24 protein-coding genes and 1 tRNA gene are annotated in these 23,395 nt (G+C 37.6%); 18 read left to right on the forward strand and 7 right to left on the reverse strand.

The genetic code is table 11. The features are described 5' to 3' along the window. Positions 1-258 precede the first annotated feature (258 nt). From CJ263_RS01450 to CJ263_RS01495, 9 genes are all read left to right on the forward strand, one after another. On the forward strand, positions 259-855 hold the full coding sequence (locus CJ263_RS01450; RefSeq protein WP_094995634.1) for a recombinase family protein: 597 nt from the start codon (positions 259-261) through the stop codon (positions 853-855). 41 nt (positions 856-896) lie between these two features. After that, positions 897-1,322, forward strand: a complete 426-nt coding sequence (locus CJ263_RS01455; protein ID WP_094995635.1) for a hypothetical protein — start codon at positions 897-899, stop codon at positions 1,320-1,322. A gap of 18 nt (positions 1,323-1,340) precedes the next feature. Then, a complete protein-coding gene (locus CJ263_RS01460; RefSeq protein WP_094995636.1) occupies positions 1,341-1,793 on the forward strand; it encodes a hypothetical protein in 453 nt (150 codons plus the stop codon). A gap of 19 nt (positions 1,794-1,812) precedes the next feature. Beyond that, entirely contained in the window at positions 1,813-2,298 is a 486-nt protein-coding gene (locus tag CJ263_RS01465) for a hypothetical protein (RefSeq protein ID WP_094995637.1), read from the forward strand. 54 nt (positions 2,299-2,352) lie between these two features. After that, positions 2,353-2,523: a DUF1737 domain-containing protein gene (locus tag CJ263_RS01470; protein ID WP_094995638.1), complete on the forward strand. Its 171-nt coding sequence runs from the start codon at positions 2,353-2,355 to the stop codon at positions 2,521-2,523. 66 nt (positions 2,524-2,589) lie between these two features. Then, positions 2,590-2,880: a nucleotidyltransferase family protein gene (locus tag CJ263_RS01475; RefSeq protein WP_094995639.1), complete on the forward strand. Its 291-nt coding sequence runs from the start codon at positions 2,590-2,592 to the stop codon at positions 2,878-2,880. Further along, the gene (locus tag CJ263_RS01480; RefSeq protein ID WP_094995640.1) at positions 2,873-3,208 is read left to right on the forward strand and encodes a HepT-like ribonuclease domain-containing protein; all 336 of its coding nucleotides are present in this window, start codon (positions 2,873-2,875) and stop codon (positions 3,206-3,208) included. The genes CJ263_RS01475 and CJ263_RS01480 overlap by 8 nt, the downstream gene beginning before the upstream one ends. 677 nt (positions 3,209-3,885) lie before the next feature. Continuing rightward, positions 3,886-4,296, forward strand: coding sequence for a lipocalin-like domain-containing protein (locus CJ263_RS01490; protein WP_094995642.1), 411 nt, complete (start codon positions 3,886-3,888; stop codon positions 4,294-4,296). Between the two features lie 225 nt (positions 4,297-4,521). Further along, positions 4,522-4,710, forward strand: coding sequence for an acyl-CoA thioesterase (locus CJ263_RS01495; RefSeq protein ID WP_233726879.1), 189 nt, complete (start codon positions 4,522-4,524; stop codon positions 4,708-4,710). A gap of 403 nt (positions 4,711-5,113) precedes the next feature. On the opposite strand, the gene CJ263_RS01500 is transcribed toward CJ263_RS01495, so the two are convergent. Continuing rightward, positions 5,114-7,246, reverse strand: coding sequence for a beta-L-arabinofuranosidase domain-containing protein (locus tag CJ263_RS01500; RefSeq protein ID WP_094995643.1), 2,133 nt, complete (start codon positions 7,244-7,246; stop codon positions 5,114-5,116). 19 nt (positions 7,247-7,265) lie between these two features. Further along, positions 7,266-9,110: a glycoside hydrolase family 2 protein gene (locus CJ263_RS01505; RefSeq protein WP_094995644.1), complete on the reverse strand. Its 1,845-nt coding sequence runs from the start codon at positions 9,108-9,110 to the stop codon at positions 7,266-7,268. 285 nt (positions 9,111-9,395) lie between these two features. Between CJ263_RS01505 and CJ263_RS01510 the strand changes: the two genes are divergently transcribed. The 5 genes from CJ263_RS01510 (at position 9,396) to CJ263_RS01530 (ending at position 13,250) form a co-directional block, all read left to right on the forward strand. Continuing rightward, positions 9,396-9,479: transfer RNA gene (locus CJ263_RS01510), tRNA-Leu, on the forward strand. A 109-nt stretch (positions 9,480-9,588) separates the two neighbouring features. Then, on the forward strand, positions 9,589-10,488 hold the full coding sequence (locus tag CJ263_RS01515; protein ID WP_094999054.1) for a MerR family transcriptional regulator: 900 nt from the start codon (positions 9,589-9,591) through the stop codon (positions 10,486-10,488). A 3-nt stretch (positions 10,489-10,491) separates the two neighbouring features. Further along, positions 10,492-11,949 (forward strand): phytoene desaturase family protein, encoded by a 1,458-nt coding sequence (locus CJ263_RS01520; RefSeq protein ID WP_094995645.1) that lies wholly within the window; start codon positions 10,492-10,494, stop codon positions 11,947-11,949. A 9-nt stretch (positions 11,950-11,958) separates the two neighbouring features. Continuing rightward, positions 11,959-12,798 (forward strand): phytoene/squalene synthase family protein, encoded by an 840-nt coding sequence (locus tag CJ263_RS01525; RefSeq protein ID WP_094995646.1) that lies wholly within the window; start codon positions 11,959-11,961, stop codon positions 12,796-12,798. Then, entirely contained in the window at positions 12,798-13,250 is a 453-nt protein-coding gene (locus tag CJ263_RS01530; RefSeq protein WP_094995647.1) for a sterol desaturase family protein, read from the forward strand. The genes CJ263_RS01525 and CJ263_RS01530 overlap by 1 nt, the downstream gene beginning before the upstream one ends. Before the next feature lie 10 nt (positions 13,251-13,260). Here the strand turns inward: CJ263_RS01530 and CJ263_RS01535 are convergent, their stop codons facing one another. From CJ263_RS01535 to CJ263_RS01555, 5 genes are all read right to left on the reverse strand, one after another. Beyond that, positions 13,261-13,872, reverse strand: a complete 612-nt coding sequence (locus CJ263_RS01535; protein ID WP_229702355.1) for a TlpA family protein disulfide reductase — start codon at positions 13,870-13,872, stop codon at positions 13,261-13,263. A 21-nt stretch (positions 13,873-13,893) separates the two neighbouring features. Continuing rightward, entirely contained in the window at positions 13,894-16,167 is a 2,274-nt protein-coding gene (locus tag CJ263_RS01540) for an aconitate hydratase (protein ID WP_094995649.1), read from the reverse strand. Between the two features lie 166 nt (positions 16,168-16,333). Continuing rightward, entirely contained in the window at positions 16,334-17,287 is a 954-nt protein-coding gene (locus CJ263_RS01545; protein ID WP_094995650.1) for an AAA family ATPase, read from the reverse strand. Between the two features lie 2 nt (positions 17,288-17,289). Then, positions 17,290-18,723 (reverse strand): peptidylprolyl isomerase, encoded by a 1,434-nt coding sequence (locus CJ263_RS01550; protein ID WP_444543223.1) that lies wholly within the window; start codon positions 18,721-18,723, stop codon positions 17,290-17,292. Beyond that, positions 18,710-19,558: a peptidyl-prolyl cis-trans isomerase gene (locus CJ263_RS01555; protein ID WP_229702353.1), complete on the reverse strand. Its 849-nt coding sequence runs from the start codon at positions 19,556-19,558 to the stop codon at positions 18,710-18,712. The genes CJ263_RS01550 and CJ263_RS01555 overlap by 14 nt, the downstream gene beginning before the upstream one ends. Positions 19,559-19,778: 220 nt before the next feature. On the opposite strand from CJ263_RS01555, the gene CJ263_RS01560 reads away from it, so the two are divergent. The 4 genes from CJ263_RS01560 (at position 19,779) to CJ263_RS01575 (ending at position 23,333) form a co-directional block, all read left to right on the forward strand. Next, a complete protein-coding gene (locus CJ263_RS01560) occupies positions 19,779-20,021 on the forward strand; it encodes a hypothetical protein (protein ID WP_094995652.1) in 243 nt (80 codons plus the stop codon). 136 nt (positions 20,022-20,157) lie between these two features. After that, a complete protein-coding gene (locus CJ263_RS01565) occupies positions 20,158-21,168 on the forward strand; it encodes a serine hydrolase (RefSeq protein ID WP_308423211.1) in 1,011 nt (336 codons plus the stop codon). Next, positions 21,169-21,906 carry a 23S rRNA pseudouridine(2604) synthase RluF gene (gene rluF, locus CJ263_RS01570; protein WP_094995654.1) on the forward strand — a complete coding sequence of 246 codons (738 nt, stop codon included), beginning with the start codon at positions 21,169-21,171 and terminating at the stop codon, positions 21,904-21,906. 107 nt (positions 21,907-22,013) lie between these two features. Continuing rightward, positions 22,014-23,333, forward strand: a complete 1,320-nt coding sequence (locus tag CJ263_RS01575) for a carboxypeptidase-like regulatory domain-containing protein (protein ID WP_094995655.1) — start codon at positions 22,014-22,016, stop codon at positions 23,331-23,333. Positions 23,334-23,395 lie beyond the last annotated feature (62 nt).

The following is a 23,395-nucleotide window of genomic DNA, read 5'->3' on the forward strand; positions in this document are numbered from 1 at the left end:
TTCTCGGACCTTGAAAATGGCCGTTTTCGGAATCATTCGGAAAAACAGTTTTCTTTTTCCATAGTGTCCCTTTTCTTGGTTCTTTTGAGAGGTTTCTTTATTGGCATTTTCTATAAAACTGGGAGTTTACAAAACTCACCGTTTTATTAAACTTATAGGATGTTCAATGTTTATTATTTTTAAAAAGTTCATTTTATCGTACTAATTAATTAGTTTAATTTTTCACATATAATTAAACTTTAGCCATGGTTTTTGGATATGCCCGGGGTAAGTACTGCAGAACAAAGTCTGGATTTACAATTGGATGCCCTTCTCAAAGAAGGAATTGCCCAAAAGAATATTTATACAGATAAAGTTTCGAGCACCAAGGAAGAACGGAAAAGTCTGGCCAAGCTGCTGGACTATGTTCGAGAAGGGGACACGATTGTGGTTTGGAAACTGGACCGGTTGGCGAGAAGCCTGATTCATTTCACAAAGCTGATGCAAGAACTCGATGAAAAGGGTGTAAAGTTTCGAAGTATTACAGAATCCTTTATCGATACTACCAAAAAGTCTTCCCAATCAGAATTCATCATAAACATCTTTGCAGCTTTGGCACAACTGGAACGTGATATAATCATTGAACGGACTAAGGCCGGTTTGGAATCAGCCAAACGCCGGGGTAAGGTTTTGGGTGCACCTAAAGGGATAAGTAAGAAAAATCAACAAAAAGCTGTACTTTGTGAGGAATACTTTATAGAGGGTAAACTCACAGTTTCAGAAATCTGCGAGAGATTGGATATTTCGAGAGCAACATATTACAAATATTTGCGGTTTCGTGGACTTTCAGGCCAATTAAGGCAGTACAAAACATAAAAGACTTTATCGTAAATATAGAATTAGAAAATTTGAACTTGATGGGAAAAACAGAAAAGAAGTATAAGGACATAAGTAGAAAGAACATCAATCAAAATGATATAGAAAATCTTTCAGATATCGAAAAAACCAAACTTATATATGATTTAAGAGCTACTGTAAGGAATTTAGAAAATGATTTGGAATACAAAAACAATCCGATAAATCTTCTCTCGGAAAATGCAGAGAATATGATTTCCTTAATTAAGGAAACAGCGGAAAATTGGTTAGCGATTAAGAAAACAAGTTTGGGGTTTAGTTTGAAAATGGCAATTTTCGCATTCTTGATTGTTGGACTAATTGTTGGGTCTGCAGCTTGGCTTACTTTTAGTGGTAAAATTGATGGTTCAACATTTACTTTCCTGCTAGGACTTATAGTAGGTTATGCACTCACTTTTTTACAAAATTTGATTAATCCACCGAGTTAATATAGAATATTTTGAGTCATGGAAGAAACAAAAGAATTTGCAATTCTTCAGGGTAAAATAATTAACTCTTCAATTACTATTGAGAATATAATCAGTAGCATTTTGCTAGGTTACTTCCGACCTGACAATGTTATAGTTTTTGCTGCAGTAATGCTTAATTCCTCTGTGATTCATTTCGGAGGAAAACTCAAAGTCCTAAATGCAATAGGTGTTGATAGAAAAGTATTAGAAAAATTACAAAAAATGGGTTCTATTAGGAACTCGTTTGCCCACACTAATGAAGTAGAAAATTTTGGCTTTTATTTTTCTAAAGACACAGCGGCACCTAAGACACTACTAAGTGTCATGAACTCAAGAGGTGATATTAAAAATAAAAATCCCTTGGAATTGTATGAGGAATTTGAAATATTATATAATGATGTTTATCAGGAATTAAAGGTATTTCTATCTAATTTGATGAAAGAGGATTGAAATTACAAATAGACATAACATGCTACCACAAATAACTGATTACATAGGCCTAATGGGAAAGCTTAAATATAATTTGGACAGATACAAAAAAGATAATAATATTTATGAACTACTTGACTGTTTAATGACATTGAATGCTATTCCTGAATGGATTGTCAATAGTAAGAATACTAAAACAAGTTTAACTCAAATTGCTGAAGAAAAACTTGCAATAATGAAAGGAAAAAACGGGTTTATTTTAGATGAAACCAAATTAAGTTTAAACATTAATCATCAATTAAGATTAATCCGACTAATATGTAATCACTCTAAACATAAAACAGACTCCATACTTATACCCAGGATCCAAAAGAAATATGGAGGAACCTTGCCAGCATCTTTTCCCATAAAGCTGTATAATATAATAGCTATTGGCGAAAATGAGTACGATGCTGAATATTTATTAAATAGCGTGGCAAACTTTTGGTTTGATGCTGTAAAACTGGAAAATGAAAATTTCAAATAGCTTTTGATAAAACACGGTAGACGTGTGACAGAGATAAAATTCTAAAAATGTGATATGGCCTATAAAATTTTATATGCATCAAGTAGTGATTCTTTGGAGAAAGAGATGGTAAGACATCTAAACGATTATTGGGAACCATTGGGAGGAGTAGCAATAGGTAATTTTGAAGGAGGCGTACATTTCTATCAAGCTGTTGTAAGAAGAGATTTAATAAAGTTTAATTAATCGATTATAAATACCACTCCAATTTGATTATTAAACATTGGGAGGATTTTTGATTAAATTAGCAATATGAAATCATTAAGTGAGATTAAATCAACATTAGAAAGGAATAAGAGTAGGCTATTCTATTCTTATCCGATTAAATCTTTGGCCATATTCGGGTCATTTGCCAGAAATGAGGGAAAAGAAAATAGTGATTTAGATATCATAGTTGAGTTTAATGATAAAATTGGGGTTCGATTTATCGATTTGGCTAATGAGCTGGAAAAATTGATTGAATTAAAAGTTGACCTTGTTTCTAGAAAAGGAATCAAAAAAAGATACCTTCAATCCATTGAAGAAGATTTGATTTATGTCTAAAAGAGATAACGACCTTTTACTAATGGATATGCTTGACGCAGCAGAGAAAATCCTGAAATATACTTCAAATCTTGATTACAGTACATTCTTGGAAAATGAAATGGTAATCGACGCAGTCGCACGTAACTTTGAAATCATTGGAGAAGCGGCCAACAGGGTAAATCCAGACTTCAAAATTATACATCCACAAATTGAATGGCTAAGGATAATAGGATTTAGGAATCGAATAATTCATGAATACTTTGGAATTGATTATGAAATAATGTGGACTATTATCGAGGAGAATATTGTGGAATTAATTGATGAACTAAATCAATTAATAAACTAAGGGAACTTATTTAAAAAGCCTGACTAATAAAAGCAAGGAATCAAATTATAAGTTCAAATAATCGATTCGAATTATTAGTGAAATATGTAGCTCAAATATGGATTCTAACAATTATAATCTCTCCACTGATGTTGGCACTTGTTTTGGGAATTATAATTAACCAATCGAGCCTTTCTGAGATATTCTCATCTTATGAGATCATCATTTTAATGTTTTTGGTTGGTTCCTTGTTTTCAATTCCTGCGATGATTGTTTTTGGATTAATACAGAAAAGTTTTAAACCCTTCATGCCAATTTGGAGAAGGAAATTAATACTTTCAATCTATTCTTTTTTATCCGTTTGGATTACTTTCTATATTGTTGATGAAGGATTTATTACACGTTGGACGGATCAAACGGTTTGGCCATTAATCTATTCACTAATAATAGTAATTGGCGTTTGGATTTTTAGACTTCCAAACACTAATAGTTTAGAATAACAAAAAAGTTTATTAAAACGATGACTGGAAACTGGCTTTTTATTTTAGTTATTGTCATTGGTCTTTTTTATGCTATTAAGCATGGGAGGAGGGCTAAAAAGGACATTGCAAAGTATAATAATGAAAAAGAAGGTAGATAACCCATTTATGGTATCCTATAATTTCAATCATAAATTTGTAAGAAAGTTCAATTAAAAGATGAAAAAAATATTGGTAGTTGCTTTAAGTGCTTTTCTTTTTATTGCCTGTGAAAAGGAGACTGAAATCCCTTTGGAGGTTAACGTAGATGTTGTCGGATGGTGGCTTTTGCATTCAATTATAATTGATGATGTTGAACAAGACCTTAATAGATGTCAAGCGGACACCTATTTGCTATTAGATGCAGATGAACGAGTAATAAATTACATAGTTAATGTAGATCCGCAATTTGGTTGTTTTCCAAACGATGGTGGTAATGGCTGGTATGTAGTTAGTGGTAATGAAATTACTATTAACTACGATGAAGGAAACGCATATAATGAAAATGATACTTATACATTTGAATTAAAGGATGATAAGTTGTTTTTACATATATCAAATAATGAAATCTATATTTATAATAGGAAATAGGTAAAACAAATAAAGTATAAATAAACGATAAAATGAGTTCGAAATATATGAGATGAATCATTATGGCTTCGCCGTTTGGCTCAGTTTATATTCTATATTTAGGATGACTAGCTTGCACGGATATAATGGCTTTTTGGTTTCAATTTTAGTAGTAGTATTGATAGTATTTCTTATATATAGATTTCGAAAAAGTAAGATAAACTCAAAGTTCAAATAAACGATTATATGAAAGATAATATTCCTGATAGTTACAAAACTTTGGAGTTACCGGTACAATGGGGTGATATGGATGCGGCTCAGCATGTGAACAATACAGTTTACCTGCGTTGGATGGAATCCGCACGTATAGAGATGTTTCAAAAAATGAGCTGTGGTGGAAACGCCGGACATAATATACCACACTCGCCGGAATAAATTGAGCACCCTCTAAACTAACACAAAAAAACTGATTTTCAAATAACTAAATCAAAATATTGGGTGGTTCAAATTTTCTTTTTTTAGTGGTCTCAACCATCCGGCTTATCCACTCAGGGCACGAGTGCAACACACTTATATTTTAGGAATTCATAAGGGTTTTTGTAATTAAATTTTCTAGGTAATAATTTTTATCTTTTATAATGCGAAAGGAAATTTCATTCCGTTCATAGGAGTTCACAAAACGTCAACATCGATTGTGAATTTCAGCAAGTAATTGACTTTCATTGACCTCAGCGCAAAAGGTTCAGACCCCCAGCCCCGATACCTAAAAAACCTTGGCTTTTTAAGGAAGAAAACTTACTTATTCCCTAATTTATTCAGTCTTAAATCTTATTCCGAATTAGCGATCCATTTGTGGAAATTCGGTTATACGTAAAGTAGTGCAACCATAAGGCACCAAAGTAATCTCTTCCAATTCTAAGGACCTTGAATTTTGTTTTGCTATCGAACCGAAAGAATCTGGAAAAACCGGGGCGCCATTGACCAGCTTCCATTCTGGAAATTTAGTTGCTTTGATCTTTATTTCAATAGGTGCGTTTTCCAAATTCCAAGGATAGCTCCCGTCCCACGGTTTCTGGATTACCTGAGCGGAAACAGGTAACTTATTTAATTCCGATTTTAATAATGCAAAATTCCAATCATCATTGGTCGAAATTTCCGTGAATTTCCCAAAACCGTCATTCCTGTTTTTTACCTTTTCATAACCTTCCAACTTCAGGGCATAAACCAAAGGCCCCCTCTCTATACTTATCGCACCTTTATGCCATTTAGATGATTTGATATGCATAGGTAGCGTAAGGATAACCTCATCTCCGTCATTCCACCTCCTATTTATGATGAAAACCTGTTTGTCCACCCTACCCTCTACTACTTGTCCATTAACTTTAACCAATGGATTTTTGGCCCATGAAGGGATACGGAGATGAAAGGGAAAAGTAGCTGATTCTGAAAGTTCAAAATTAAAATTGATATTTTCTTCAAATGGGAAACCTGTGGTTTCTGTGATGGTCAAGGCTACATTATCGGCAACCTTCATATCAACCTCGCTAGGAGCATATAATAGGGCCGCAACGCCTGCATCTGAGGTGGAATAAAAAAGGTTCTGAACATATTTGGGCCATGATTGGTGCATGTTGGTAGTGCAGCACGGGTAACCCGTCAACACACCGAACACAAAATCGGTACCTTTATGGTTTTTGGTCTCGAACGAGGTTTCCAATCGGTCTGAAAGTTCTACTTGATTGGCAGCCTGAAAATACTGACGTGCCGAAAAATCATCAGAAGCCTGTGCCGGAAGTGCATTATAGACAATACGCTCCAGTACGTCAGCAAACTCTGTATCCCCTGTAATTTTTAAGAGTGTTTCCAATGAAAACATTTCTTCAGAAATAGAACAAAATTCCACTCCCTGTACTGGATCGGTCCCATGTAAAGGTTCATCACCACCATACATTCCCTGTGGCTGTCCATGGTACTTTTTAATGTCTTGTAGCGCCTTTTTAATCGCATCGATATACTTTTGATTTGGTTCCTTTTGATACCGTATGCCGGGCTGTTTAAGTCCCTGCGCAAAGTTTACCGTATGAATACTCCCTATTTGCGAAAGAGAGGTATTTTTTATCTCTACAGAATCGAAGGGGTATTTTTTCATATTAAAATAACCGTAAGGCATGACGGAATCAACTTCGTTTGGCTCATTCAAAAAAACAGTCGACCATGGATACGTCTGTTCATGAATAATCTCACCTAAATCAAGCAAAAAAGTATCTCCAGTAATGTTGTAGAGCCAGTATACCACTTGTAAATTATCAGCTCCCCTTCTATTGGCCCAAAATGTAAGGTCATCAAGCGGTCGATTTGGGAGCTCTTTTAATTGATGCCTAAAATACTTTGTAAGTACATTTATTACACGTTCATCCGCAGTTGCGTTGTAATGCTGCTGTAAAACCTTTAGCATAACCATTTTAGGCCACCAATCCTTTCGCATCGAACGTTGTACTCCATGTATAATTTCTGGTTCCGTGTTAAATGGAACTGGGCCGAGATAGCCATCTTCGGTTTGATGGGTCAACGTCCACTCAACCCAAGGGGAAACCTTTGCTTTCAAATTGGCATCATTTAAAATATATGCCAAAGGTAAAAGACCGTCAATCCAATATGGTCCACGTTCCCAACCGTCGCCATCACCCCCTAACCATCCGTTGCTGGGACCTAAAACTTGGGGATAAATTTCGTCCAAATGCCCTGTCATGCCATCCGCCATCCTTCGTAGTTGCTCTTTTAGCCAACTTTTCGGTTTAATGGCTCCTAAGGGAAGTTCAAGATATGGCATTGCAGCCAATGGTGTACGGTTCTGCAAATAGTTTGCTTGGGGAACTTCTAATTTTGAACCACTAGTTTTAATATCCTTACAACCATAAAGTACTGGTAAAATCCACAAAAAACAGCATAACTTTTTAAAATAATTCACCATGTGAATTGGGTTTTAGGTGCTAATTGGATTGGAGTTCATCAATCACTTCCTGGTTCGCTTTTTTTACTGCGGAAACATTCATTTTATCGACTTTACGATCATACGTCATGAATCCGTTTACTTCTCCTTCTACATCTGTTGTCTGGGTGTAGATTGCTCCAGAGAATCCGGCCTTCACCAATCGTTTAAGTTCCTCAGCATATTCTATATATTGTTGGGTCGTCTCCTTTGAATTTTTAAATTTTACATATCCCCAATTGTTATCGGGTTTCCAAAGATGGTTCTTAACCGGCAACCCTATACCCCCGTATTCGCCTAGCACATTGACCCTTTGTGCATCATATAAGTACATGGCGGGAGCAGGGTAATTATGCAAGTCCACAATATCTCCCGTTCTATAAAAGTTTCCACCGCTGGCGGAGTTTACCAGCCTGCTGGGGTCATAAGTTTTGGTCCATTCCGCAATCTCCTCTGTTTTAAATTGACCCCAGGCTTCATTAAAGGGAACCCAGACCACAATACTGGGTACAGAATACAAGTAGTCCATTATTTCCTTCCATTCGGTTCTATATATTGCTTCCGATTCTGGACTTCTTTGAAATTCAGTACCATTAAAATAATCATGATTTTGCCATTGTGGCCCCTTATCTCCATTGGGCATATCTTGCCAGACCAAGATACCCAATCGATCACAATGCGTATACCATCTAGCTGGCTCCACTTTCACGTGCTTTCTGATCATGTTGAATCCAAGTTCCTTGGTTTTAACTATATCATATTGAAGTGCTTCGTCACTGGGGGCAGTATATAGTCCGTCTGGCCACCAGCCTTGGTCCAATGGGCCAAATTGGAAATAATCCTCGTTGTTGAGCTGCATTCTAACTATTCCAAAATCGTCCTTTTTCATGCTAATTTTACGCATTCCAAAGTAACTGCCTACCTTATCCACTTCCTTATCATCGACCATAAGTCTTACTTCCATATCATATAAAAATGGGGATTCTGGAGACCATAATTTTGGATTGTCGATTGATAAAGTAATTTCCATACCCACTGTAGCCTTAGCCGAAGAAATTATGGAGGACCCATCGGAAATGGTTACCTCAATGATATCGCCATAATTTGCACCCATGGTTTCCGGCAAAACAGTTACCGTTTTATTATCGATATTAGGTACTGTTTTCAAATTAGTAATATGTTTTTCCGAAACGGGCTCCAACCAAACCGTCTGCCAAATCCCTGTGACAGGGGTATACCAAATCCCTTCTGGTTCCTTAACCTGTTTTCCCCTAGGTTGTGGGCCATCATTTGAGGGATCCCATACTTTGACGACCAATTGCTGTTCTCCATCCTTTAGAAATGGGGAAATATCAAATGAAAAAGGGGTATACCCTCCTGAGTGCGTACCCACTTTTACCTCATTAATCCAAACATCCGTCTTCCAATCAACTGCGCCAAAATGAAGTAGAATATGCTTATTTGACCAATCTGAAGGAACCGAGAAAGTTGTTCTATACCACAATTCATTTTCTGCACCAACTTCCTTCATTACACCGGACAAACTTGATTCTACGGCGAAAGGAACTAAAATTTTTCCTTGGTATGTATTTGGCGTTTCTTCTCCTCTTTGGGTTATGGAATAGTCCCACAGACCATTCAAATTTTTCCAATTTTCCCTTTCCAATATAGGTCTTGGATAATCGTTAAGCACGTTGTCGGGATCAATTTGTTGGGCCCAGTTTGTCTTTATCTTATCCCCGGCAGGTTTCCACTGCCCTTGTAAGATTGTTGAGACACAGATAAATAGACAGAAAACCAAAAAGGAAATAGGCTGTCGATGAAATATGGTTTTTGATAGGAACATGGAAGTATAATTTTAAGTTAGATTAAAAGTCGGTAGTACAATTTAGAAATAATTACCACAGATACTAGGTTTCAAAGCCATCGAATACCCCTAAATTCATGAATTAATTAAAACGAAATCCCCAAAGCAAAACCAAGAATAGTCCCCTGATCAAAATATCCAATATTTGAAGCACCCTTATGGTTTCTTTGATTTTCTCCCTTTTAGATTTCCCTAGGGTTTAAGTGAAAAAATATTCTTTGAATTAGCCAATACCTTATTATCTTTACCGTCTTATTTTAAAAAGCCCACGTGGTGAAATTGGTAGACACGCTACCTTGAGGGGGTAGTGTTCGCAAGGACGTGCTAGTTCGAATCTAGTCGTGGGCACAAGGCCGGGTAGAATTACCTGGCTTTTTTATTTATCGAGATTTTAACTTCTTTTCCAGCCAACTTTACATACTATTTCTTAAGTTTGTTTAACGTTTTTTTCAAAAATATGAACAACGTAAAGAAGATTTTTAGTATTAGGGACTTGGAGAACTTATCTGGTATTAAAGCGCATACCATAAGAATCTGGGAGAAAAGATATAATCTGTTGACTCCGGAAAGAACGGACACCAATATACGAACATATAGCCTATCCAGTTTACAGAAGCTTCTGAACATCACCCTTCTGTATGATAATGGATATAAGATATCCAAGATTGCCAAGATTCCAGAATCTGATATCCCAAAGACGGTAAAGGAAGTAGTTTCCCAAAAAAATAGTAGGTCGCAGAATCTTAATGCCTTTAAGCTGGCCATGATGAATTTTGACCAGACCATATTTTTTAACACCTATGAAAAGCTGTTGGGCACAAAAAGTTTTCGGGAAATTTTTAAAGAAGTTTTTATTCCCTTGCTGAATGAAATTGGATTACTTTGGCAAACGGATACTATCAGCCCGGCCCATGAGCACTTCATCACAAGCCTAATTAAACAAAAAATTCTGGTCAATACGGAAAGTCTCCAGAATAAGAGTCCAATCAAACAGGACAAGGTTTTTGTTTCTTTTTTACCTGAAAACGAAATTCATGATATAGGTATCCTCTATCTTAATTATGAAATTTTATTAAAAGGTTATAAGGTTGTCTACTTGGGACAAACCATTCCCATAGAGAATTTAGTCGATTTGATCAAGTACTTTGACAATGTTTACTTTCTATCCTATTTTACCGTAAAGCCGGACAAAACTGAAATCGATACTTACATAGAAGAATTTAAAAAGCTATTGAAGGATTATCCCAATCCCAACATTTGGATTTTGGGAAGGCAAATACAATATTTAGATACCAAAAAACTGCCTAAATTCATAAAAACCTTTACCTCTATAGAAGAAGTAACAAATAACTTATAATTTATGGGCAATAAAATTGTCATCATAGGTTCTGGTTTTTCTTCGCTTTCGGCTGCCTGCTACTTGGCAAAAGAGGGAAATGATGTTTCCATTTACGAGAAAAATGATATCATTGGCGGAAGGGCGGCCCAATTTATAAAAGATGGATTCACTTTTGATATGGGCCCGAGCTGGTATTGGATGCCCGACATTTTTGAAAAGTTTTTCAATGATTTTGAAAAAACAACGGCCGATTATTACTCGTTGGACAAATTAAATCCGGCATACAAAATTTTTTTTTCCGATGATATAATTACCATTGGTGATTGCATGGATAAAATTTGCGAGGAGTTTGAGAGACTTGAAAAGGGCAGTTCCAAAAAACTGAGAAAATTTATAGCGCTTGCCCAGGAGAATTATGAAATTGCCATCAATAAAATAGTTTTGAGACCTGGTCTGTCTCCTTTGGAATTGGTCACCAAAGAAACGATTTTCAAGGTGGACCAATTTTTTAAGACCATAAGTTCTGAGGTAAGAAAAAGGTTCAAAAACCCCAAATTGATTGCAACTTTAGAATTTCCCGTCCTTTTTCTCGGTGCAAAACCTAGTGACACGCCAGCCTTTTACAGCTTTATGAACTTTGCCGATTTTGGTCTGGGAACATGGCATCCGCAAGGGGGTATGTATGAAATTATCAAAGGCATGGGCAGTCTTGCCAAAGAACTTGGTGTAAAAATATATACAAGTTCATCTGTAGAGAAAATATTGGTTTCAAATAACCAATGTGATGGGGTTGTTTGTAATGGCAGTACAATTTTGGCCGATATCGTGGTAACGGGTGCGGACTATCATCATTCTGAAAGCCTACTGGATAAAGAATATAGGCAGTATAGCGAAACGTATTGGAACAAGAAGACATTCGCCCCGTCTTCCTTATTGTTCTATATCGCCTTTAATGGTAAACTAAAAAATGTGGAGCACCATAATTTATTTTTTGACACGGATTTTGAACAGCACGCGCAGGAAATCTATGATGCGCCAAAATGGCCTTCCAGTCCGCTTTTCTATGCCAACTTTCCTTCCAAAACCGATGAAAGTATGGCGCCCAATGGCTGTGAAACTGGATTTTTTCTGGTTCCCATTGCCCCTGGACTTGAAGACACCCAAGAACTACGGGAGCAATATTTTGATTTAATCATGGAAAGATTTGAGAAAAAAACAGACCAGACCGTTCAGGATAAAATCCTTTTTCGAGAAACTTTCTGTGTAAAGGATTTTGTTGAAAGATACAATTCTTATAAAGGGAATGCCTATGGAATGGCCAATACACTATCGCAGACGGCTTTTTTAAGACCAAAATTAAAAAGTAATAAAGTCAAAAACCTATATTTTACGGGTCAACTTACCGTCCCTGGACCTGGTGTTCCGCCATCCCTTATTTCCGGTAAACTAGTATCCGAGCTTTTGACAAAAAATAACTAACTTATCACAATGAAAATAACTTTTGACAAGGTATCCTATCAGTGTAGCAAAATAGTTACCGAAAATTACAGTACTTCTTTTGCCTTGGCAACAAAAATGCTTCATACCTCCATTAGGGGAGATATCTACAATATCTATGGCTTTGTTAGGTTTGCGGATGAAATTGTGGACACCTTCCATGATTATGATAAAAAGACGCTTTTTGAGAAATTTGAGGAAGAACTTGCGGATGCTATCGAGAATAAAATAAGTCTTAATCCTATTTTAAACTCCTTTCAACATACTTTTCATAAGTATAATATTCCAATGCATTTGGTAGATTCCTTTATGAGTAGTATGAGGGCCGATTTAACAAAGAAGGTGTACGAAACGGATGCCGAATACAAGGAGTATATTTATGGTTCTGCTGATGTAGTTGGATTAATGTGCCTTAAGGTTTTTGTTAAAGGATGCGAAGATTCCTATGAAAACTTAAAAGATTCTGCCATGGCCTTGGGCTCAGCCTTTCAAAAGGTTAATTTTCTGAGGGACGTGAAGGCGGATTTTGAGGAGTTGAACAGGTCCTATTTCCCCAATGCCGATTTGGCCGCTCTGGACGAAACCGCAAAAAAGGAAATCGTCGATGAAATAAAAAGAGATTTCCATCAAGGCTATCAAGGTATTGTAAAGCTGCCCATAGAAGCAAAATTCGGCGTTTACACGGCGTATAGATACTACACTAAACTGCTAAAAAAACTACAGGACACTCCTTCCATAGAAATAAAAAGCACCCGCATACGCGTTCCCGATTATGAGAAATTCGGCCTACTGGCAAGATCTTATGTGAAATATAAAATGAATTTGGTTTAATGAAGACTTTACTTTGGATTCTTATTTTTTTTGGAACTTTCTCATTTATGGAATTTATGGCGTGGTTTACGCATAAATATATAATGCATGGCTTTTTGTGGTCGCTACATAGAGATCACCATCATAAAGACCATGATTCCTGGTTTGAAAGAAATGATGCATTTTTCATTTTCTATGCCATTGTGAGTATGTCGTTATTTTATTCCGGGGCAAATGGCTTTTGGTACGGATGGCCACTTGGGTTTGGTATTTTGGCTTACGGCATAGCTTATTTTTTGGTTCATGACATTTTTATCCACCAAAGATTCAAACTCTTTAGAAATGCCAACAATTGGTATGCAAGGGGTGTAAGACGTGCCCATAAAATCCATCACAAGCATTTAGGCAAAGAAGATGGGGAATGCTTTGGGATGTTATTGGTTCCCTTTAAATATTTTAAAAAAGCCAAATAACCTAACCTTTTTAATCCTGGAGTAGTTGCTCCAAAAGCTCATTAACCTTGCTATTGTCCCAATCTGCCACGGCATTTTGATGAACGACCACATATCCGTTTTTATCCAAGATATAGGACCCGGGCGGTTTTAAAATGCTTATCGGACTCTTCTCCCCTATTATTTGATAAGTGACCGGAAAAGTATATCCGTGTTTTTCCATAAACAATTCAACAGGGGCTCTTTCCTCGTTGGTAATGATATAAAATTCAACCCTACCCTTATATCTTTCATATAAGTCCTGAATATCCTTTAGCTGGGCCTGGGAAGGTAGGTGCCATGAAGTCCAGAATGAAATAAAAACTACTTTGCCCTTGGCCTCGTCGAAATTGAAAAATTTCCAATTATCATCCTTTAATTTCCAGTCATAATCAGCAATTTTACCTCTTTTTTCCGGGCTGATGATTGTAGGGGACGTTGCCAGCCATCTATTTAAAAGAATCTTACTGTAGTCTCCCAAAGGTGTCACAAAAAAGGATAATACAAGTGCTATAATTAAAAGGGTAAAAAAGGTCTGTCTTTTCATTTTAAAAATGTGGTACTCAAAACTAAAAAACTCCCGAACATTATCGGGAGTTTTCATTACTTATTTTATACAATGTATTTAAGATGCATTCTGCCTCTTAATAACATTCAGTGCAGAACCTTCCCTAAACCAACCAATTTGTGCAGCATTATAGGTATGGTTTGCCTTAATGGTATCCTTGGAACCATCGGCATGAACCACTTCAATGGTCAAAGGTTTGTCCGGAGCAAAATCTGCAATATCCACAAAATTGAATGTATCGTCCTCTTGAATTAAATCATAATCGTTCTCATTGGCAAATGTCAATCCCAACATTCCTTGTTTTTTCAAGTTTGTCTCATGGATACGCGCAAAGGATTTAACCAAAACCGCTGCCACTCCAAGATGTCTTGGCTGCATGGCTGCATGTTCCCTAGAGGAACCTTCGCCATAGTTATGATCTCCCACAACTATTGACTTTATCCCTTTGGCCTTATACGCTCTTTGTGTATCCGGAACACCTTCATATTCACCGGTCAACTGATTTTTGACCAAATTGGTTTTCTTATTAAATGCATTAACTGCACCAATAAGCGTATTATTCGCAATATTGTCCAAATGACCTCTAAAACGCAACCATGGCCCTGCCATGGAGATATGGTCCGTGGTACATTTACCATAGGCTTTGATCAATAATTTAACCCCTTGCAGTTCCTCATTGGTAATTGGCTCAAAAGGCTCCAATAATTGTAACCTTTCCGAGTCTGGAGCTACGACAACCTTTACATCGGAACCGTCTTCCCTTGGTGCCAAATAACCGGCATCCTCAACTTCGAATCCCTTAGGTGGCAATTCCCATCCAGTAGGTTCATCAAATCTTACTTCTTGGCCTTCCTCATTAATCAACGTATCCGTCATTGGGTTGAAATCCAATCTACCCGCTATTGCAATGGCCGCAGTAATTTCAGGTGATGCAACGAAAGCGTGGGTATTTGGGTTCCCGTCCGCCCGCTTTGCAAAGTTTCTATTGAAAGAGTGTACGATACTATTTTTAGGAGCGTTTTTGGGATCATTGTAACGAGCCCATTGCCCTATACAAGGTCCACAGGCATTCGTAAAAATCTTGGCATCCAATTTCTCGAATATTCCTAGGATACCATCACGTTCTGCGGTATAACGTACCTGCTCTGAACCTGGATTTATACCAAACTCCGCTTTTGTCTTTAGATTCTTATCCAAAGCTTGTTGAGCAATGGACGAAGCCCTGGACAGATCCTCATAGGAAGAGTTGGTACAGGAACCTATTAGTCCCCATTCAACTTGCATTGGCCAATCGTTATCGGTTGCCTTCTTGGTCATTTCCTTACCAACAGGAGTGGAAAGATCCGGAGTGAAGGGACCGTTCAATAATGGATTTAGTTTGGAAAGGTCTATATCGATAACTTGATCAAAATACTGTTCCGGATTGGCATAAACCTCGTCATCAGCCGTTAGGTACTCTTTTACTTGGTTTGCCGCATCGGCAACATCTGCCCTATCCGTAGCCCTTAAATATCTTTCCATGGACTCATCATAACCAAAGGTGGACGTAGTAGCGCCAATTTCCGCACCCATATTACAAATAGTCCCTTTACCTGTACAGGAAAGTGCTTTTGCACCAGGTCCAAAATATTCAACTATGGCTCCTGTACCTCCCTTAACGGTCAAAATTTCCGCTACTTTAAGGATGACATCCTTCGGGGCCGTCCAACCGGAAATCTCACCGGTCAATCTTACTCCAATTAATTTTGGGAATTTAAGTTCCCAAGCCATTCCAGCCATGACATCCACGGCATCCGCACCACCAACGCCAATGGCCACCATTCCGAGTCCACCGGCATTCACCGTATGGGAATCTGTTCCTATCATCATTCCACCTGGGAAAGCATAATTTTCCAATACCACTTGGTGGATGATTCCAGCACCTGGTTTCCAAAAACCTATTCCATATTTATTTGAAACGGATTCCAAAAAATCAAAAACTTCGGCACTGGACGAGTTGGCCGACTTTAAATCTGCCGCTGCCCCGCTCTTGGCCTGAATCAAGTGATCACAATGGACAGTGGTTGGTACCGCAACCTTCGGTTTTCCGGCCTGCATAAATTGTAACAATGCCATTTGGGCCGTTGCATCCTGACAAGCAATACGATCTGGAGCAAAATCAACATAATCCTTACCTCTAACAAAGGCTTTGGACGGACTACCGTCCCATAAGTGAGCGTATAAAATCTTCTCCGAAAGGGTCAGTGGTTTGCCCACTAGGTCGCGAGCCTTATCCACGCGTTCCGCCATATTGGCGTACACCCCTTTAATCATATCAATATCAAATGCCATATTTATCTATTTAATGTTAAAGCAATTCTGTAAAATTAAGAAAATCTAAGGCGCAATTAAAATTTTAAGAAAGGAATAAATCCTTTTTTGCCTTTCATTACCATTTAAACAATCGCTTTGCTGAAAACTTAAATTTTAGGTATCCAAAACCCTATGAATAAGAAGGCTACAATAATTTTGTCACTATATCCTCTTCCGATATACCCTCGGCTTCCGCCTTGTAGTTTTTTATGACCCTATGCTTGAGTATTCCATAGGCCACCTTTTGAACGTCCTCAATATCGGGTGAAAATTTTCCGTTTATGGCGGCGTTCGCCTTAGCGGCCAAAATAAGGTTTTGCGAGGCTCTTGGACCTGCTCCCCAATCCACATATTGTTTTACATAATCCGATGCAGATTCCAAATTTGGCCTAGTCTTATTGACCAGTCTCACGGCGTACTCCACCACATTATCGGGAACCGGGATTCTTCTTACCAACTCTTGGACTTCTAAAATCTGATCGGCATTGAATTGTGGTTCCACATGATATTTGGAAGTGGTCGTGGTATTTTTTACGACCATTATCTCCTCCTCTATACTTGGATACTTTAGTTCTATGGCAAACATAAAACGATCCAATTGGGCTTCGGGCAAGGGATATGTACCTTCTTGTTCTATGGGGTTCTGTGTGGCGAGAACAAAATAGGGCAAGTCTAATTTGTATTGATGTCCCGCTATGGTCACCGCTCTTTCCTGCATGGCCTCTAAAAGTGCGGCCTGGGTCTTTGGTGGGGTTCTATTGATTTCATCGGCTAAAATAATATTGGAAAAAATAGGCCCCTTGATGAACTTAAAATTTCTGTTTTGATCCAGGACCTCGCTCCCCAAAATATCACTGGGCATAAGATCGGGCGTAAACTGTATACGCTTAAAGTCCAATCCCAATGCCTGTGCTATGGTATTGACCATTAAGGTTTTGGCCAGCCCTGGGACCCCAATCAACAAAGAATGCCCCCCTGTGTAAATAGATAGCAATATTTGGTCTATTACTTCTTCCTGACCAACGATTACCTTGGCAATTTCCTTTTTTAAAGAAGCGTGTTTTTTTACCAATAATTTTACGGCAGCAACATCTGACATATTTAATTCTTTACCCAGTTATTAGCAAAATCACAATCCCTGTTGGCATCGCCTACGCTAATATAAGTGTCCTCAATGTGGTCTTCCATCCACTCCTTTATAGCATTATATTGCTTTTCTGTAAGGGCAAGTTGTTGGATTTTGGTGTAGTCCTTAGCAAAATCCGCCACATGTTCGTCAAAACGATTGGTCACCTTAAGAATTTTATATTTTGAAGTTCCGCCCCTTGGATCCGCCTCTAAAATTGGATACGAGATTTCGTCGTCCTTTAAATCCCTTACCTGATTATATAGGGTAGGGTCCATTTTTGTCAACTCAAAACGTGAACTAAAATCTTGTGGATTTCTAAGCAATCCGCCATCAAACTTTGTTTCCTTTTCATCCGAAAAATTAAGTGCCGCTTCGGCAAAGGTAAATTGTCCATCAATAACTTTCTGACGGATACTGTCCAATTCCCGTTTGGCTTCGTCCAATGCATCTTGGGAAATTTCAGGTTGCAGCAAGATATGGCGTACATCGCGCTCTTGACCCCTGATTTTGTCAATATAAAGAATATGAAACCCAACAGGGGTCTCAACAGGATCCGATACTTCTCCCTCTTTTAAACTGAATGCCACATCCTTCCACTCCTTATAAAAACCTGATTCTTTGGTAATAGAAGTGTATAATCCACCTTTTGTCTTTGACCCTGGATCCTGTGAATATAGAATAGCTTTAACACTAAAGCTGGCATCATTATCCTCTATATCCGCCTTAATTTCATTAAGCTTATCTATAACCTTTTGCTTTTCCTCCTTTGAAGGTTCTGGAGCCTTTACAATTTGAGCAATTTCCAGTTCGGCACCAAAGACCGGTCTTTCATTCTCAGGTATCTTATTGTAAAATTGACGAACTTCCTCTGGGGTAATCTCAATTTCAGAAATGATGTCCTGCTGCATTTTTTCGGATAACATTCTAAGTTTATTGATTTTGTATAGTTCCTCCCTAAAACTTTGTTCATCCTCCTTTTTATAGTACTTCAGGACTTTTTCCATAGAACCTATTTGCTGTACCAAGGATTGTAACTGGCGCTCTCCGGTGGCATTCACCTCATCGTCAGAAACCAAAATACTATCCTGAACCGCTTGATGGGCATATAGCCTATCTTCCATCAGTTTGCCTAAAAGACCGCAATGGGTGATGTCCTCCGTGGAAGCCCCTTGACTTTTTAGATCGATCAATGTTTTTTCAATATCGGAATCCAGAATAACATAATCGCCAACTACGGCGGCTATACCATCCAGCTTTACTTTTTTAAAATTTGTGGAATCCTTTTTCATTGGAGATTCCTTCATTGCCGTGTCTTCGGAAGCATCTTCTGAAGTTGTTTCCTGAGCCATCAGACCGACACAAAACATACTTGCCAAAAGGGTTGACGTTAATTTATTCATTGTCATTGTAAACCTCAAATTCTTTTTCTCTAATTGCTTCATCTATGATTTCAGTTTCTAGTTTACGCAGGTAGTCAATTTTTCTGCGACTTAATAAAACTTGCTTAATGGTAGGCGCTATATATGAAAGTGGAGCAATATCATTGACATCCTTTACCTCTTCTATTTTGCCCAAATATACCCCTATTGAATCCTGCAATTCAAAAAATTGTGAATTTTTTAAGTATCTATCCTGATTATCAAAGGTTATGGGGGGTATTTCCTCAAAAATTCTGGAAGAACTCACCCATATGGAATCATTAAAATTCAATTTTTTGAATTGCACCCCTATTGAGTCCAAGTAAACCAGGTCCTCCTCGTTAAAGCTTCTTAAACGTTTTTCAACTTCGTCCTGGTTCAAAAAATTCAGGGGCAACTGCACAAAACGAATACGAACTATTCTTTCCTTTAACCTAAAATTTTCCTGTTGCTGGTCGTAAAATTGCTCCAATTGTGCATCCGTTATCAAGGAGTCCGTGCCTTGGGCGACCAAAGCTTCCTGGTAGGCCCTAGTATACAAATCCGTTCTGTAGGTATTGACCAAAGCATCAAATTCCGCAAGTTTTTCCTCCGGTAGATTAATTTTGGACTTGGAAAGTAATAGTTGTTTGGAAGCCCAATTATTGATATAATTGGTAACAAAGGATGCACTATCTTCTTTAGACATGCTTTCTTTGATAAATGGTGCTACATCCTCCTTATATAAAAAATCCTCGCCCACTCTCGCCAAAGGCTCCTTCTCTACCTTTTTATTAAAATAGGTGTCACATGAAAACAGGGTAGAAAAAATTCCTATCCCCATCAACAATAAACCGATCTTGCGTCCTATCAATAGAGAATTACACATCCTGCAAAAATAGCAAATACATAGTCCCGACCAAACGCTATTGGTTTTCCTTAACAGATTTTAAATCGTTCAATGAAAATAATTAATTTACCATTCACAACTTCCAAACAAAAATTACCAAATCCATTGAAAAACAATGCCCAAACATTAATTTTGACGCTAAGATTTGAGCGTTTTGGAAAAAAAGATAAAACTTATTTGGGATTTTAGGGGTCCTGCCGCCCTAAAGACCGCAGAGCATCATGAAATACATCTCAAGGAATTTATTGTAAAGGAGAATGTAGATGTCATCACCACCGGATTTACTTCTATTAGCGATATACATAGTATAGCTTATATGGTGGTAAACCAAGGTAACATGATTGCCATGAGAGATAGGTTAAAACCACATAGAGGGGAAATTTATGTTGAAGAATAGTTTTGGTTTAAAAATGTTTTCATACCCCTTATGCTTTATCATAATGGGGGTACTGTTTTCGTGCACCAATGCAACGGAAAAGGTTAATATCTTAGAAATTGCTTTGAGTTCACAAAACCCCAAAATAAAAAGGGTAATGGATAGTCTTGACCAATTTGAGGTGCAGGTTAGATATACCAAAATTGATAGAAAAAATGACAGTATTTTATTTACGGATTATGATTTTCAGGTCGATGAAGAAAATTATTTCTATCCGGCCAGTACGGTAAAGTTTCCCATTGCCGTTTTAGGGTTGGAACGATTGAACGAAACCGATTCCCTGAACAGGGAGGTGCGTTACTATATTGAAGGGGACACCATAGAATCCTCATTTTCAAAGGACATCCTACAAATATTTACCGTAAGTGACAATCTGGCCAATAACAGATTGGTAGAGCTATTAGGTCAAGACGCCATTAATGAGTCCCTTATGAAAAAAGGGATTGGGCCGCTTCGCATTTCTCATAGATTGGGTTATCATTCAGAAGGTTTAAGCACAAAACCATTGATTATCTATTTAAACGATAGCACGACGGCAATGACCCTACCCACGGTAAATAGCGCCCCAGAACCTCTAACTTTGAACAATATTAATAAAGGTATTGGGTATTACGAAGATGGGGTTCTAATCCAAAAACCCTTCGATTTTTCATTAAAAAATTATTACCCGATCAAGGCGCAACATGATGTTTTGAAAAGGGTCATTTTCCCTGATCATTTTAAAACCGACCAGCAATTCAACCTATCCCAAGAGCAAAGAACCTTTTTATTGGAAACGATGAAAACCCTTCCAAGAAATGCCGGCTATGACCCCAAAGAATATTACGATGGTTATTGCAAATTTTTTATCTATGGTGATACCAAGGATACCATTCCGTCCTATATGGAAATCTACAATAAGGTTGGTTTTGCGTATGGCACACTTACTGATTGCGCCTATATCAAGGATACAAAAAACAATGTTGACTTTTTACTTACCGCCACCATTTTGGTGAACAAGGACGGTATCTTCAATGATGATGCCTATGAATATGACGAAATTGGCATTCCATTTCTTGCAGAGCTAGGTAGGGAAATTTATAGATTGGAGTTAGAAAAAACGAGATAAATGACCGGTGAAAGCAAACAAACCAGAATTAATAAATATTTAAGCGAAGTTGGATATTGTTCCCGCCGGGCAGCCGATAAGCTCATTGAGCAAGGACGTGTAACCATTAATGGAAAAATTCCTGAAATGGGCACAAAAATTTCTGAGGGAGATTTGGTACAAGTGGATGGGGAGACTATTTCAGAATCTTCAGAGAAGCCCGTATACCTAGCCTTCAACAAACCCGTTGGCATTGTCTGTACCACGGATACCGGAGTAGAGAAGAACAATATCATCGACTTTATAAATTACCCAACACGTATTTTTCCCATTGGAAGGTTGGATAAACCTAGCGAAGGTTTAATTTTCCTTACCAATGACGGTGATATTGTCAATAAAATACTAAGGGCCAGGAATAACCATGAAAAGGAATATCTGGTTACAGTAGATAAACCTATAACCCCTCAATTTTTAAAAAAAATGAGGAGTGGGGTACCCATATTGGATACGGTCACTAGGGAATGTGAGGTGTACCAAGTGAGTAAATATCAATTTAGGATTATCCTCACCCAAGGCCTGAACCGTCAGATTAGACGCATGTGCGAATACTTGGACTTTCGTGTGAAAAAATTGAAACGCATCAGGATCATGAACGTTACCTTGGATATACCTGTAGGAAAATGGAGGAAACTTACCCCGGTAGAACTGAATGAAATTAACAGACTAGTACGTAATTCCTCTAAAACCCATGGCGGGTAGTTTATAATTTTCGGAAAATCTTGTCCTCAATTTTTTAACTAAAATAAGTTTCATACCATCCTAAAAATCACTACTTTAGAAAGTATATGTTGCTAAAATGAATCCACATGAAAAAGAAAAGTAGTCTTATTGTAAAGAAAAGCCCTATAAGCGTAAGGTTTGTGATGCTCTTGATGGTTATGATCTTAGGTCCCCATGTATTCTCCCAGGATGATGGCTTTAAAGAATATGTGGGTGAAGTCTACGATATTGAAACTAAAAAACCGTTGATTTTTGCCACCTTGACTTTGGAAAATACCAATATCAGTACTATTACCAATACTGAAGGGGAATTTTCACTTAAGGTTCCCGAATCCAATACCAGTGAGAATATTATTATTTCGTTTCTAGGTTATAGGACCAAGAGGATTCCAATACTGCAATTTAAACCCGATGATAATGAAATTGGAATGACAGAACTCGTTACCCAACTTTCTGAGGTAAACCTGAGCATACCCAAGGATGCAAGGGCCTTGGTAAAGGAAACTTTGAAGAAAAGGGGTGAGAACTATATCAACAATCCTACTGTTATGACTGCTTTTTATAGAGAAACTATAAAACGAAGAAGACAAAATGTTAGTCTTTCGGAGGCAGTGGTAAATATTTATAAGGCTCCATATACCAGTAACAGAAATGATGCGCTAAAACTTTTCAAAGCCAGAAAAAGTACAGATTATAGCAAATTGGATACAGTAGCTCTCAAACTTCAGGGTGGTCCGTTCAATGCTTTATTCGTGGATATGGTTAAATATCCCAATTATATATTCGCCGATGATTTATTTGAATACTATGACTTTTCGTTTGCCAATTCCACAAGAGTAGATGATAAGCTTATTTACGTTATTAAATTTGAACAAAAACCTGGCATTTTAGACCCTTTATATACAGGTAAACTCTACATAGATGTAGACAATAAGATTCTTACCAGTGCTATTTATTCGTTGAATATCACCAATAGAAATCTAGCGGCACAAATGTTCGTGAGAAAAAAACCTAGGAACGCGGATGTTTGGCCAACGGAGGTTGCCTATAGAGTAGATTACAGGGAAAAAGATGGAAAATGGTATTATGGTTATAGCAATGTGCTCATGGAGTTTAAAATAAATTGGGACAAAAAACTATTCAATTCCGTATATAGTATGAGCTGTGAAATGGCTATTACCGACTGGGAGGAAAATTTAAGCAACGATATACCGAAATATAAAGATCGTATAAAATCAGATATTATATTGACTGATGAGGCAGTTGGTTTTGCCGACCCTGATTTTTGGGGAGAGTATAACATCATTGAACCCGAAAAATCCATAGAATCTGCCATTAAAAAGATTCAAAGGCAATTAAAAAGGGGTAAAATTGATGGCAACGGAACTTCTGCGGCATCTCAATAATTTGAAAATGACAAAGAAAAAAGCCCCTGCGTTTCAAACGCAGGGGCTTTTTTTTCGTAGTA

This window comes from Maribacter cobaltidurans (assembly GCF_002269385.1).
GTDB classification, from domain to species: domain Bacteria; phylum Bacteroidota; class Bacteroidia; order Flavobacteriales; family Flavobacteriaceae; genus Maribacter; species Maribacter cobaltidurans.